The sequence below is a fragment of the Pseudogulbenkiania sp. MAI-1 genome (assembly GCF_000527175.1).
Lineage (GTDB): Bacteria > Pseudomonadota > Gammaproteobacteria > Burkholderiales > Chromobacteriaceae > Pseudogulbenkiania.
In genome coordinates this window covers 164,377-177,894 of record NZ_AZUR01000001.1, presented here as the reverse complement: position 1 = coordinate 177,894, position 13,518 = coordinate 164,377, and the positions used below count along the sequence as shown (strand labels likewise).

The 13,518-nt window shown below is 66.9% G+C and carries 14 protein-coding genes; 10 read left to right on the top strand and 4 right to left on the bottom strand.

Translation table 11 applies throughout. From position 1 onward, the window contains the following. Nucleotides 1-57: 57 nt before the first annotated feature. From PSEMAI1_RS0100735 to PSEMAI1_RS0100700, 8 genes are all read left to right on the top strand, one after another. Entirely contained in the window at nucleotides 58-2,082 is a 2,025-nt protein-coding gene (locus PSEMAI1_RS0100735; protein WP_024301019.1) for a cytochrome c biogenesis protein ResB, read from the top strand. Further along, a complete protein-coding gene (gene ccsB / locus PSEMAI1_RS0100730) occupies nucleotides 2,082-3,224 on the top strand; it encodes a c-type cytochrome biogenesis protein CcsB (RefSeq protein ID WP_024301018.1) in 1,143 nt (380 codons plus the stop codon). The genes PSEMAI1_RS0100735 and ccsB overlap by 1 nt, the downstream gene beginning before the upstream one ends. Nucleotides 3,225-3,325: 101 nt before the next feature. After that, complete coding sequence (locus tag PSEMAI1_RS0100725) at nucleotides 3,326-4,117, top strand: AraC family transcriptional regulator (RefSeq protein ID WP_024301017.1); 792 nt, start codon at nucleotides 3,326-3,328, stop codon at nucleotides 4,115-4,117. A 76-nt stretch (nucleotides 4,118-4,193) separates the two neighbouring features. Further along, on the top strand, nucleotides 4,194-4,736 hold the full coding sequence (locus tag PSEMAI1_RS0100720) for a YbhB/YbcL family Raf kinase inhibitor-like protein (protein ID WP_029770422.1): 543 nt from the start codon (nucleotides 4,194-4,196) through the stop codon (nucleotides 4,734-4,736). Between the two features lie 68 nt (nucleotides 4,737-4,804). Then, nucleotides 4,805-5,089, top strand: a complete 285-nt coding sequence (locus tag PSEMAI1_RS0100715; RefSeq protein ID WP_024301015.1) for a GIY-YIG nuclease family protein — start codon at nucleotides 4,805-4,807, stop codon at nucleotides 5,087-5,089. A 620-nt stretch (nucleotides 5,090-5,709) separates the two neighbouring features. Then, a complete protein-coding gene (locus tag PSEMAI1_RS0100710; RefSeq protein ID WP_024301014.1) occupies nucleotides 5,710-6,756 on the top strand; it encodes a porin in 1,047 nt (348 codons plus the stop codon). Between the two features lie 210 nt (nucleotides 6,757-6,966). Beyond that, nucleotides 6,967-7,362 (top strand): PA2779 family protein, encoded by a 396-nt coding sequence (locus tag PSEMAI1_RS0100705; protein ID WP_024301013.1) that lies wholly within the window; start codon nucleotides 6,967-6,969, stop codon nucleotides 7,360-7,362. A 3-nt stretch (nucleotides 7,363-7,365) separates the two neighbouring features. Further along, nucleotides 7,366-8,325 (top strand): PA2778 family cysteine peptidase, encoded by a 960-nt coding sequence (locus tag PSEMAI1_RS0100700; protein WP_024301012.1) that lies wholly within the window; start codon nucleotides 7,366-7,368, stop codon nucleotides 8,323-8,325. Between the two features lie 207 nt (nucleotides 8,326-8,532). Here the strand turns inward: PSEMAI1_RS0100700 and siaD are convergent, their stop codons facing one another. Genes siaD through siaA form a run of 4 tightly spaced genes read right to left on the bottom strand, consistent with a single transcriptional unit; the run spans nucleotide 8,533 to nucleotide 12,284 of the window. Beyond that, nucleotides 8,533-9,321 (bottom strand): biofilm regulation diguanylate cyclase SiaD, encoded by a 789-nt coding sequence (gene siaD / locus PSEMAI1_RS0100695; RefSeq protein ID WP_024301011.1) that lies wholly within the window; start codon nucleotides 9,319-9,321, stop codon nucleotides 8,533-8,535. 15 nt (nucleotides 9,322-9,336) lie between these two features. Beyond that, nucleotides 9,337-9,714: a biofilm regulation phosphoprotein SiaC gene (siaC, locus tag PSEMAI1_RS0100690; RefSeq protein WP_024301010.1), complete on the bottom strand. Its 378-nt coding sequence runs from the start codon at nucleotides 9,712-9,714 to the stop codon at nucleotides 9,337-9,339. Nucleotides 9,715-9,724: 10 nt separating this feature from the next. Beyond that, nucleotides 9,725-10,267: a biofilm regulation protein kinase SiaB gene (gene siaB, locus PSEMAI1_RS0100685; protein ID WP_024301009.1), complete on the bottom strand. Its 543-nt coding sequence runs from the start codon at nucleotides 10,265-10,267 to the stop codon at nucleotides 9,725-9,727. Nucleotides 10,268-10,292: 25 nt separating this feature from the next. After that, nucleotides 10,293-12,284: a biofilm regulation protein phosphatase SiaA gene (siaA, locus tag PSEMAI1_RS0100680; protein WP_024301008.1), complete on the bottom strand. Its 1,992-nt coding sequence runs from the start codon at nucleotides 12,282-12,284 to the stop codon at nucleotides 10,293-10,295. Nucleotides 12,285-12,460: 176 nt separating this feature from the next. Between siaA and PSEMAI1_RS0100675 the strand changes: the two genes are divergently transcribed. Beyond that, nucleotides 12,461-13,111 carry an MBL fold metallo-hydrolase gene (locus PSEMAI1_RS0100675; RefSeq protein WP_024301007.1) on the top strand — a complete coding sequence of 217 codons (651 nt, stop codon included), beginning with the start codon at nucleotides 12,461-12,463 and terminating at the stop codon, nucleotides 13,109-13,111. Continuing rightward, nucleotides 13,111-13,434: an MGMT family protein gene (locus tag PSEMAI1_RS0100670; RefSeq protein ID WP_024301006.1), complete on the top strand. Its 324-nt coding sequence runs from the start codon at nucleotides 13,111-13,113 to the stop codon at nucleotides 13,432-13,434. Before PSEMAI1_RS0100675 ends, PSEMAI1_RS0100670 begins: the two co-directional genes overlap by 1 nt. Nucleotides 13,435-13,518 lie beyond the last annotated feature (84 nt).

The window sequence follows — 13,518 nt, the reverse complement described above, 5'->3', positions numbered from 1 at the left end:
CTCATGCCTTACTCAAAAGGGAAGCCTTGGCGGCTTCCCTTTTTGCATGCGAAACCCATGAAAAAACCAAGCCGCCACGCCAGCCTCGGCTATTCGCTGTACGAGCTGTTCAGCTCGATGCGATTCGCCATCGGGCTGTTGACCATCATCGCCATCGCCTCGGTGATCGGCACCGTGCTCAAACAGAATGAGCCCTACCCCAACTACGCCTTCGAATTCGGCCAGTTCTGGTTCATCGCCTTCGAGTGGCTGGGCCTGTACGACGTCTACCACTCGGCCTGGTTCCTGACCATCCTGGCCTTCCTGGTGGTCTCTACCAGCCTGTGCATCCTGCGCAACGGCCCCGGCTTCATCAAGGACATGAAGGCCTTCCGCGAGAAGGCCACCGACAGTTCGCTGGCGGCGATGCAGCACAGCGTGGAATTCGACGCGGCCGACGCCGCCCCGGAACAACTGCAGGGCTACCTGCAGGCCAAGGGCTTCCGCGTGCGCCAACACCGCCGCGACGACGGCACGCTGGTGCTGGCGGCCAAGAAGGGGGCGGCCAACAAGCTGGGCTACTTCTTCGCTCACATCGCCATGGTGGTGATCTGCCTGGGCGGCCTGTTGGACGGCAACCTGCCGCTGAAACTGGGCGAGCTCATCGGACGGGTCGTACCGGAAACGCGTGACCTGCCGCAATCGCAGATTCCCGAGCAGAGCCGGCTCTCCGCCCACAACCTGTCGTTCCGCGGCAACGTCACGGTGGCCGAGAACAAGAGCGCCGACGTGGTGTTCCTGAACTCCGGCAACGGCTACCTGGTGCAGGAACTGCCGTTCATCGTCACGCTGAAGAAGTTCCACGTCGACTACTACAGCAACGGCATGCCCAAGCTGTTCGCCAGCGACATCGTGGTGACCGACAAGGCGAGCGGTAAGGAGACGCCGGCCACGGTGCGCGTCAACCACCCCCTGATCGTCGACGGCGTGGCCATCTACCAAGCGAGCTTCGGCGACGGCGGCTCGCCGTTGAGCTTCAAGGCGTGGAACCTGGAGGCCCCGCAGATGCCCCCGGCCAAGCTCGACGGGGTGTCGCTGAGTTCGCAGCCGCTGCGTGCCAACGGCCATCAGTACAATCTGGAGTTCGGCGAATTCCGCCTGTTCAACATCGAGAACATGGAGCGCGCCAAGCCCGAGGGAGCCAAATCGCTGGCCGAGCGCATGCACGACGCGCGCGAGGTGAAGCGCGACAAGGAGCTGAAGAACGTCGGACCCTCGATCACCTTCAAGCTACGCGACGAACAGGGCCAGGCGCGCGAATTCCACCACTACATGTCCCCGGTCGAGCAGGAGGGCGCCAGCTACCTGATCGCCGGCGTGCGCAAGACGGTGGCCGAGCCGTTCCAGTACCTGCGCATCCCGTTCGACGACGAGTTGAAGATCGACACCTTCATGCGCCTCAGGGCGGCGCTGAAGAACCCGGCGCTGTACGACGAGATCGCCGCGCGCAGCGCCGCCAAGGCGATGCAGGGTTCCGCCATCAGCCCGGCGATGCGCCAGCAGTTCCAGGACAGCGTGAAGTGGGTCCTGGCGCGCTTCGGCGAGGGCGGCTTTACTGCGCTGGAGCAGTTCCTCGACGCCCGCGTGCCGGCCGACAAGCGCCAAGCGGTGGCGCAGACCTACGTCAAGATCCTGCAGGGCGCGGTGGTGGACGTGATGGCGGTGGCCGACGAGCGCGCCGGCGCCAAGCCGCTGGCGCAGGATGGCCGACATTACCGCTTCCTGCTCGACAGCCTGGTGGCGGCCAGCAGCCTCAACGACTACGGCGCGCCGGTGTTCCTGCAACTCGACGGCTTCACCCAGGTCCAAGCCTCCGGCCTGCAGATGACGCGCTCACCGGGCAAGACGCTGGTCTACCTCGGTTCGCTGATGCTGGTGATCGGTATCGTACTGATGTTCTATATCCGCGAGGTGAGACTGTGGATTAGGCTGGGTAGTGGCCGGGTGCGCGTGGCGATGACCTCCAACCGCCACAACCGCGATCTGGACGAGGATTTCGGGCGTCACCGCGACGCCATTCAACAGCTTGTACGGGGTGCCTGATGGAACTCGCTTATTCCTTTGACGAACGGCCGCTGTGGCAGCGGCTGAACCTGGCGGACTGGCTGTTCGCCGTGTTGCTGGTGGTGGCGGCCGGCGTCGCCTATTACCGCTACGGCGCCTACATGGACGGCTATGAACAGGCCATCCTGGCCGGCAGCACCGTCGGCCTGATCGCGCTGGGCTGGTTCTGGAAGGCCTGGCGCTGGTTCCTGCCGCTCGCCGGCGCCATTGCGCTGTTTGCGATCCAGCTCTACCAGGGTGACCTGGCACGCGGCCAGAGCGCGTTCTGGCTGCGCTACGCGCTGTCGAGCCAGTCGGCCATCATGTGGATGTGCACGCTGTTCTTCCTCGCCACCGCGGTGTACTGGGCGGGCCTCCTGGCGCGCTCCCCACTGCTCGGGCGCATGGGCAGCGGGCTGACCTGGAGCGCTACGCTGCTGGGCTTTGCCGGCATGCTGACGCGCTGGTACGAGAGCTACCTGATCGGCAGCGACATCGGCCACATCCCGGTCTCCAACCTGTACGAAGTGTTCGTGCTGTTCTGCCTGATCACCGCCCTGATGTACCTGTACTACGAGGCCAAGTTTGCGGCGCGGCAGATGGGCGCTTTCGTGCTCTTGGTGATCTCGGCCGCGGTCGGCTTCATCCTGTGGTACACCTTCGACCGCCAGGCGCACGAGATCCAGCCGCTGATCCCGGCCCTGCAGTCGTGGTGGATGAAGATCCACGTGCCGGCCAACTTCGTCGGCTACGGGGCGTTCTCGATCGCCGCCATGCTCGGTATCGCTCAGCTGCTGGTGAGCCGCGGCTGGCTCAAGGACAAGCTGCCCTCGGCCGAGACGCTGGACGAGGTGATGTACAAGGCGATCGCGGTGGGTTTCCTGTTCTTCACCATCGCCACCGTCCTCGGCGCGATGTGGGCCGCCGACGCCTGGGGCGGCTACTGGAGCTGGGACCCGAAGGAGACCTGGGCGCTGATCGTCTGGCTCAACTACGCCGCCTGGCTGCACGTGCGCCTGGTCAAGGGCTGGCGCGGCACGCCGCTGGCGTGGTGGGCGGTGATCGGCGTGTTCGTCACCAGCTTCGCCTTCCTCGGCGTCAACATGTTCCTGTCCGGCCTGCATTCCTACGGCACGCTGTAACCCTCGGGCTTGGCCGAAGCCTTCCGGCCAGCCCGTTGTTCCCCACGCCCGGCTCCCTGCCGGGCGTTGTCGTTTGGTGCCGTTGCCCTCACACTGGAGTCATGAGTCCCGCTCCCCTGCTCTCCATCGTTGCCTACCGCCACCAGCGCCTGGCCCGCGTGCCGCTGTTCAATCCCACGCTGATCGTGGTGCAGGAAGGCCACAAACGCCTGCTCACCGCCAACGGCGAGACCGTCTGCCATGCCGGCCAGTGGATTGCCCTGCCCGGCAGCCAGGAGGTGGAGCTGATCAACCAGCCGGCCGACGGCGGCTGTTATCGCGCGCTCTGCCTCGGCCAGCCACGCCCCTGGCTGGAACGCTTTCTGCTCCATTGGGGCGAGCGGCTGCCCGCACCGCCCTGGCCGGGCGAGACCGTCTTCACCCCGGATGCGCGCGCCGAGGAGGCGCTGGCTGACTTGCAAGCATTGCCGTCGATGCCGAACGATGCCCTAGCCGACGCTCATGCCGAGCACGTGTGGCAGGGACTGATGCTGGCTCTGGCCGCAGGGCGCCAGGCCTGGCCGCTGTTCGCACCACCCCGGAACAGCCTACGCGATCAGGTGCTGGCCCTGTTCTCCTTCGACCCCGGGCGTGACTGGAACCCGCGCGACGTGGCCAGCCGCCTGGCGATGAGCGAGGCCACGCTGCGCCGCCGCCTCGCCGCACAGTCCACTTCGTTCAACGGCCTGCTCGCCGATGTCCGCATGGAGCGCGCGCTGGCCCTGATCAACGGCAGCCGCCAGCCGCTCGGCGACATCGCACACGCCTGCGGCTACCAGTCGCCGTCACGCTTTGCCGCCGCCTTCCGCCGACGCTTCGGCCTCACACCCAGCGCCTTGCGCGCCACGGGCTAGCGATTGCGCGTTACGGGCGCGCCGCCATACCGGGCGCTGCCGATACTGGAGGGGTCTTTCAACCATGGAGCCTGCCATGCCCCCTCGCACTCTCACCCTGATCGCCGGCCTTGCGCTGGCTTCTTCCGTCCAGGCGTTCGAGCTCACCAGCTCCGATATCGCCGACGGCCAGTTCCTGAGCCGCCAGCAAGAATTCGACGGCTTCGGCTGCAGCGGTGCCAACCGCTCGCCGGCGCTGGTCTGGAAAGACCCGCCGGCCGGCACGCAGAGCTTCGCCGTCACCGTCTACGACCCGGACGCGCCCACCGGCAGCGGCTGGTGGCACTGGGTGGTGTTCAATCTGCCGGCGACGGCGCGCAGCCTGCCCAGCGGCGCCGGCAATCCCGGCGGGGCACTGCCGCCAAGTGCGGTGCAAGGCCTCACCGATTACGGCCAGCCGGGCTTCGGTGGCGCCTGCCCGCCGCCGGGCGATGCACCGCACCGCTACCGCTTCACCGTCCACGCGCTGAAAGTCCCGCACCTCGATCTCGACACGCATGCCATGCCGGCACTCGTCGGCTACCAGATCAACGCCAGCAGCCTGGGCCAGGCCACGCTGACCGCCCGCTACGCACGCTGATTACGGCCGGCCTTGGACAATCGCCCCCGCTGCGTTACCGTAGCGGGGTCCTGTTCCGACCGATCCGAATGAGCTGGTATCTCTACATGCTGGAATGCCGCGGCGGCAGCCTCTACACCGGCATCACCACCGACGTCGCCCGGCGCTATGCCGCCCACGCCGCCGGCAAGGGGGCACGCTATACCCGCTTGTACCCGCCCGAGCGGGTGGCGCTGGTACTGGCGTTCGACGACAAGTCGGCCGCGCTCAAGGCCGAGTACGCCGTCAAGCAACTCTCCGCCGCCGAGAAACGCGCGCTGTGCGCCGCGCACGGCGATGACCTCGCCCAGTTCCCTCCCGATCAAACCTGCTGACTCCCTGCCGCCCGCCGGGCTCCGTGGAAGAAAAACGACATTTCTTACAATTCCTTACAATGTAATTTTGCGACAACATCAGGATTTGTCATCATCCTCCATGCCGCATCACGGTCGCAGAAGAACCGCAGCCCCACGTCGTCGGCGGCCTGTCCGCAAGCATGGCTCGGCCAAGGCAATGTCGAAAACGGCGAGCAGGGCAAACGGTCGCAGGCCCGCTTTACTGGTGCCGGGCGGCGCACCCGCAAGCTCAGTCAATCGAGCCTGCGAAGGTGAAGCATTACATCACAAGTAGTAAAACTACAAAGGAGACATCATGAAATTCTTCTCACCCCCGCTGCCAAGCTAAGGCCATTCAATGCTGGCCGGATAGTGCCGGCTTGGAGAGCCATCTCCCATCCTGAATCAACCCATGCTCCAGCTTTCGCACCAGGGTCCATTCCTGAACGGGCCGGGTCGTAGCAGGTTAGTTGTGACAAGGCTGAAGAGCAGAAGCTGTTTATCGCTTCCTGATTTCAAGAAGCGAGGGGAGCTTTTGCCCGACAGTTACGTAAACAAGAGAGACGGGGGCTTCCCCCGTCATGCCGTGCTCTTTTCGAGCACGTAGAGGAGACAACAATATGAAAACCACAATGATGAACGTGAAAAACGTCGTGCTGGCCACGGCCGTGCTGTCGCTGTTTTCCGGTGCCGCGCTGGCGGACGTCAGCATCATCGGCAAGATGGAAGCCGGTGTGCAGCGCAAGAGCAATGTCGACGGCACCCATGTGAACGGCGTCAAGGATTTCGGTTCTGAAATCGACTTTGTCGGCAGCGAGGACCTCGGCGACGGCATGAAGGCCATCTGGCAGATGAACAACAACGTGCATCTGGACGGCACCGGCACGGCGGACACCTTCGCCACCGGCGACACCTTCGTCGGCCTGTCCGGCGCCTTCGGCGCGATCAAGCTGGGCCACGGCATCAACGCCTACGGCGATGGCTACTGGAAGGCCAACTTCTTCGACGTCGGCGACCACGGCCCGGACCGGGGCATCGGCGGCGTGCTCGGCCTGGGTGACGCCGGTGGCCAGAAGGGGGCGGTCAAGTACGAAACGCCGAAGTTCGGCCAGTTCAATGCCGCCGCCAGCTGGGCGGCCGGCGAGAAGGGCACCGGGAACACCGCCGGCAACGCCTGGGCACTGGGCGCCAACTTCGAAGGCGCCAATTACGGTCTGCATGCCGGCTACAGCCGCCAGGACCTGGTCACTGGCGATGGTTCGGTCACCCCCTACGCCAACGCCGGCCACGCCACCGACTGGGTCGCCGCCGGCAAGCTGACGCCGCTGCAAGGGCTGACGCTGGCGGCCGAATACAACCAGTCCAAGCTGTCGACCACCGCCACGTCGATCGGCAGCCTGACCTCTGTGCCGGCCGACCCGGCGACCCAGAAGAGCCTGATGCTGTTCGCCGAATACAAGCCGGACCGTTTCGCCCTGCGCGCTTCGGTGATGCGTACCAACAATTACAAGTACGACAGCGACAAGCGCCGCAACGAGTTCGTGCTGGGCACCAGCTACGACCTCTCCAAGCGTACCGCGCTGCTGGCGGAATTCCTGCGCAGCAAGGTGAACACCGATGACCGTGCCAGCAACGAACTGGTGATCGGCATGCATCACGGTTTCTGAGTCCCGCCACCCAGACTGACTCCCCACCAGACACCGCCCCGGGTTGCCGCCGTGCCCCGGGGCGGTTTTCATTTCACCCGTCCTCCCAGACCGGCGGAGTGACCGGGTTGACTTCTCCTTCCCGTCTGCATATCTGTTAAAGAACTTATCCGGGGATCGCCGCTCTCATTCTTTTTGAGGCCACCTCCCACCTGACAAGAAGGACGCACCATGCTCGCACGCAAAACCTTTATCGCCACCTCGCTGGCCCTGTCCATCGGCTTCGCCGGCATCACCCAGTCCGCCCAGGCGGCGATGATCGGGGTGGAACAGCTCAACCAGGCCAGCACCAGCGCCGGCGACGCCAACCGCGCTCGCATCCTGGAAAGCCTCAACCGCGCCGACGTCATCGCCGAACTGGAGCGCCAGGGCGTATCGCCCGAGCAGGCGCGCGAACGCATCGCCGCGCTGAGCGACAAGGACGCCGCACTGCTGGCCGAAAAAGCCGCCAACGCCCCGGCCGGCGGCGACATCGTCGGCGCCATCCTGGTGGTGTTCTTCGTGCTGCTGCTGACCGACATCCTCGGGCTGACCAAGATCTTCCCGTTCACCCGCTCCATCCGCTGACCGATGGCGCGCTCCCTGTCGCTACCGTGGCGCGGCCTGCTGCTGGCGGCCGTGCTGCTGCTCTCCGCCTGCGCCACGCCGGTGGTCCGGCAGCAGCTGGCGCGCACCGACCTGCCGCGCCAGGTCGAACTGACCGAGACGCCGTTCTTCCCGCAGGAGCAGTACCAGTGCGGGCCGGCGGCGCTGGCCACGGTGCTGACGGCGTCGGGCAAGCCGGTGCTGCCGGACGAGCTGACCAGCCAGGTCTACGTGCCGGCGCGGCAGGGCAGCCTGCAGATCGAGATGCTCGCCGCAGCGCGCCGCCACGGCCGGGTGGCGACGGTGCTGCCGCCGCGGCTGGACGCGCTGCTCGACGAGGTGCGTGCCGGCCACCCGGTGCTGGTGATGCAGAATCTGGGGCTGTCGTGGTGGCCGTCGTGGCATTACGCAGTGGTGGTCGGCTACGACCTGGCGCGCGACGAGATGGTGCTGCGCTCCGGCACCTACCGGCGCCAGGTGATGAGCCTGACCGCCTTCGACAACACCTGGGCGCGCAGCGAGCGCTGGGCCGTCGCCGTGCTGCCGCCGGACACGCTGCCGGCCAGCGCCGACGAGCCGGGCACGGTCGTCGCCCTGGTGGCGTTCGACCGCCTGGCCTCCCGCGCCGACGCGCGCCGGGGCTACGCCACCGCGCTCGAGCGTTGGCCGAACAACGCGACGCTGGCGATCGGGCTGGGCAACGCCGCCTACGCCATGGGCGACCTGCCCGCCGCGCGCGCGGCGCTGGAGCAGGCGCTGGCGGCGCACCCGGACGACGCCGCCGCGCACAACAACCTGGCGGTGGTGCTGGCCGATCAGGGCGAGCTGGAACAGGCCCGCGCGCACGCCGAACGGGCGCTGGCCGCGGGCGGGCCGTGGCAGGACGCGGCACGCGCCACCTTGCAGGAGATCGAGCGCAAGGCGGCCAAGCCGGCCGCGCGCTAGTGTAAGAACCTGTTCACGATCTGTCGCGAGCAGCCCTCAGCGGGGTGAAGAGCAGCGCAGGAACCGGACTGTACACGGAAGACATGAGGATTCCGCATCGCTGAGCAAATCCCTGCGTGCCAATCTTCGATTGGCTCAGCGATAGATTGGCACGCCGTACCGCCGGAGCCCAAGATGCGCAGGCGGAACCGCCTCAATGAGAGGCTCTTAGCCGATCACGATGCAGTCGCGCCCCTGCCCCTTGGCCTGGTACAGCGCCCGGTCGACACGCTGCAGCATGGCGTCGACCGCTTCGGCGGAGTCGCGACAAAGGGTCAGCCCGAACGACAGGGTGAACACCGCCGCACCGGCCGGCAGCAGTTGCCCGCTCAGGACGGCCAATTGCCCGCGCAAGCGCTCCAGCACGCCCTGCACTTCTTCCAGCCCGGACTGCGGGAACAGCAGCAGGAATTCCTCGCCGCCCCAGCGCGCACAAAGATCATACTCGCGCACCCCTTCCGACAGACCATTGGCGATGGCCGCCAGCGCCCGGTCGCCGACGTCGTGGCCGTAGGAATCGTTGATGCTCTTGAAATGGTCGACATCGGCCAGCGCCAGGCAGAACTGCCCGCCATGCCGGCCCAGCCGCTGCAACTCCTGGCGCAGCCGCAGTAGTGCATGGCGGCGGTTGGGCAGGCCGGTCAGCTCGTCGCGGCTGGAGAGCCAGTGCAGGCGCTCGTTCATGTCGCGCAGCATGCTCTGGTAGCGGTCGCTGATGCGCACGATCTTTTCGACCTGGCGCAGCTGGCGCTGGTAACGCGCGGCGTAGCTCAGACCACGGTCGCGCTCGGCGTCCTGGTAGCGGTCGGCGATGCGGCTCACCCGCTCGATCTGCCGGGTCTGCTCGCGGTAGCGCTCGAACAGCGCACCGAGCGCCTCATGCAGGGGGTGCCCGGCGTGGGCGGCGTCGGCCAACAGGGCTTCGATGCGCTCTTCCAGCTGCTCGTGCTGTTTCATGGCGGCTCCGCCGGTTCAGTCGTGGGCGACGATGTCGAACGGGAAGGTGTAATCCTCGCGGAACTCTTCGGCCAGCTCCGCCACCCGCTCGTTCTCGCGCTCGTAGCGCCATTCCAGGCCGACGGCGCGGCCCTTCTCGTGCGCCCCCTGCAGCAGATCGAGCACGTCCATCATGGCGCGGATGCTGCTGGTATTGAGGTAGAGCAGTTGCAACTGCAGCCGCAGCGGGCGCTCTTCGCCGGCGAGAAAGGACTCGATCCAGTCGATCACCGGCTGGTACAGCTCGAAAGCGTTCTCGGGATAGGAGTCCCCGGTCATTTCCAGACAGCCTGCCGCCCAGTCCGCCCGGATGGCCGGGATTGAGCCGTTGCCCTGGACAATCAGATCTTGCATGTCAACCTCGTCAAATCACTACGCGTAAACTGAAAAACGACAACCCCCGCTCCAGCCCGGTGAGCGAGCAACCCAAGGGTTCGCGCGCCCGGCGTGCCAGGTCGATCAGCCCCAGCCCGGCGCCGGTCTTGGCGGCCGGGTCACGTGGCTGGCGCAGCTGGTGCTTGTACTCGGCCTTGAGTTCGGCCTTATCGAGCCGGGCGAGCGCCTCGATGCGCGCCACCAGCGCCGCGCCGTCGTCCGCCGTGACGACGTTGCCGGCGCTGACCACGTAGCGGCCGTCCTCCGAGCGCGACACGATCAGCGTGGCGTGCGCGTCGGCCCCCTCCAGGCCGCGCAGGGCGGTGTAGTGGCGGATGTTCTGGGTCAGCTCGATGTACACCGAGAACACGTCGGTCACGGCCGATTGCGACTCTTGCAGTCCCTGCATGTGCTTGCGCAAGGCCTGGCCTATCTCCTCGATCAGCGTGGCCGAGAAGGGGCCGTTGAAGCACAGCATGATGCCTTGGCGGATGAAGGCTTCCCTCAGCGATAGCACGTCGACCTGCTCCATGGACTCTCCTTTCTGTCGTAATCGCTCATTGTCCGGCCAGGCGTCCGAAGCGGAAGCCGAGCACCGTGATGTCGTCGCGCTGGACCTGCTCGCCCTGGTAGTCGGCCAGGCATTGCTGGAACGCCTCGCGCTGCTGCGCCGCCGGCAGGCGCGCGTGGCGCCGCAACAGCTCGGCGAAGCGGCGGCGGCCGAAACCGTAGCCCTTCTCGCCGCCGGCCTGGTCGAGGAAGCCGTCGGTGGTAAGGTAATAGCTGACGTCGCGACGCAGCGTCACGACGTGGTTGCGGAACTGCCCCGGCTTGCGGTCGGCGATGCCGCAGCGCTCGCCGGCGATCTCGCCATCCTCTTCACCGTCGCTCCAGTAGAGCGCCAGCCGTGCCCCGGCGAAGGTCAGCGTACCGTTGGCGAAGTCGACGGCGCACAAGCCGGCGTCCATGCTGGTGGCGATGTGGCGCGCGCCGGCCTCGTTGCGCAGCATGGCGCGCACCACGTTGTCCATGCGCTCCAAGAGCGCCGCCGGATCGGTCAAGCCGAGCTCGCTGACCGCGACGTCGAAGGCGGTCTGGGCGATCATCGTCATGAAGGCGCCGGGCACGCCGTGGCCGGCGCAGTCGACCACGCCCAGCAGGCAGCGCCCGGGGCCGGTGCGGCAGACGTAGAAGTCGCCGCCGACCACGTCGCGCGGCTTCCACAGCAGGAAATGCTCGTCGCCCAGCGTCTCGGCCAGCTGGCCGTGCGGCAGGATGGCATTCTGGATCAGGCTGGCGTAGCGGATGCTGTCCTGCATCGCCCGGTGCGTGAGCAGCACCTGCTCGTTGGCCTGTGCCAGGTCGCGCGTGCGCTCCTCGATGCGTTGCTCCAGCTTCTCGGTATGGCTGCGGATCTCGCCCGCCATGCGGTTGAAGGCGCGCGTGAGATCGCCCAGTTCGTCGTCGCGGCGCGAGCGCAGCTCGATGCGGTAGTCGCCGCCGGACAGCTGGGCCACCGAACGATGCAGCCGCGCCAGCGGATTGAGCACCAGGCGGTCGATGCCGAAGGTGACCAGCAGCCCGAGCGCCACCATCACCAGCAGGGCACCCGCTGCCAGCGTCGCCAGCAGACGCTCGTCCAGTACCGTGGCAGCGGCCAGATCGACGGCGCTGATCACATACCAGTCGAGTTCGGGAATATAGGAGATGCCCATCAGCCGCGGCTGCCCCTGCAGCGTGACCGAGACCAACCGCTCCCCTGCCGGCGCAGCCTTGAGGGCGGCAAAGGCGTCGCCCAAGGCATTCTGCTCGGCAGGACGGACCAGCCGGTACAAGGTCTTGGCGGAGCCGGTCTGGGACACGGCGGCGTACTGGATCAAGCGGACATCGGGATGCGCCTGGATCACGCCCTGGCCGTTGACGATGATGTTGCTGACGCCGGCCGGGGCCGAGCCGACGAATTCGCGCAGGAAGCGCGACAGCTCGAGCCCGGTACCGGCCAGCCCGAGCACCTCGTTGCCGTCGCGGATCATCACGTTGAACCACACCTTGGTCACCTTGACCTGGTCGTCCGGGTTCACGTTGAGCGCATAGTCTCGTACCGTCTGGCGCGTGGCGAAATACCAGCTGTCCTGCGCGGCGGCCGGCTTGAGGGTGTAGCGTGGCTCGGAGGCCGTGGCGATACGCCGCTCGTCGCTGAAGTAATAGTGCAGCGAACGGTCGACCACGATGGAGTAGGAACGGTCGGCAAAAGCACGGCGGAAGCCCTCGGCCTCGCGGAAGAAGGCCCGGCGCTTGGCCGAATTCTGCTCGTCGCGCAGCCAGTCGCGGGTCACGGCCAGTTCGGCCAGGCGCTGCGACAGCGCCAGCTCGCGCGACAGCTGGGTGACCAGTTTCTGTTTCTGCAGCAGCGAGTGATCGCGCGCGAAGGCCGCACCGTAATGCTGGCGGATCGAATGCACGGCAAAATTGCCGGCCAGCAGCATCAGCAACAACAGTACGGCGAACAGCGCGGCCAGCGCCAGTGCCGATTTCCATCTCAAGCTCAAGGTGACACTCCGCGGATTGCCCGTCGGGTTGTCCTCGACGGCGATTGCCGCATGTTACGCCAGGGTGCTGTCCGACGTCATGCACAATTGGTATGGCATGTCACCCTGGCCGGTACCCTGCCCCTTGACGCCATGGCACAATGCAGCATCGCCATTCGACGTACTACCACCCACCCATGAGCCTGAAACTGCACACCGTTCCCGTCACCCCGTTCGCCCAGAACTGTTCCCTGCTGTGGTGCGACGTCACGAAGCGCTCCGCCATCGTCGACCCGGGCGGCGACATCGACCGTATCCTGGCCGAGGTGGAGGCGCGCGGCCTGCTCGTGGACAAGATACTGCTGACCCACGGCCACATCGACCATGCCGGCGCCACCATGCCGCTGGCGCGCCGCCTCGGCGTACCGGTGGAGGGACCGCAGCGCGAGGAGAGCTTCTGGCTCGACCAGCTGCCGAATCAGGGCCAGATGTTCGGCTTCCCGCCCGCCGAGGCGGTGACGCCGGACCGCTGGCTGGAAGAAGGCGACACCGTGACGGTGGGCGACGAGGTGCTGGAGGTGCTGCACTGCCCCGGCCACACCCCCGGCCACGTGGTGTTCTACAGCCCCAAGGCCGGCCTGCTGATCGCCGGCGACGTGCTGTTCCAGGGCTCGATCGGCCGCACCGACTTCCCGCGCGGCAACCACCAGCAGTTGCTCGACGCCATCCGCGGCAAGCTGTTCGTGCTACCGGAGGAGACCGTGGTGGTGCCGGGCCACGGCCCCTACACCACCATCGGCGACGAGAAGCGCTACAACCCCTTCGTCGCCGACGCGCGCTACCGCTGATGCCGCCCGAGTTCGCGCGCGCGGTGCTGGCGCTGGTGGCGCGCATCCCGCCAGGCCGTGTCAGCACCTACGGCCGGCTCGCCGAGCTGGCCGGCTGGCCGCGTCACGCCCGCCACGTCGGGCACCTGCTCGGCCATCTGCCGGACGGCATCAGCGTGCCGTGGCAGCGCGTGGTGGGCGCCGGCGGCCGCATCGCCCGCCCCGGCACGCCCGGTGCCGACCACCAGCGCCTGCTGCTGGAACACGAGGGGGTCGAGCTGACGGCCTCAGGCCGTGTCGACCTCGAGCGCTACGGCTGGCCGGGGGCGGGCGAGGACGTCTGATCCCGGCTTCGGCCAGCCCTGAAAAACAAAACGCCACCGTATTCAACGGTGGCGTTTTGCTATGTGCAGCCTGTTGTTGGGCTT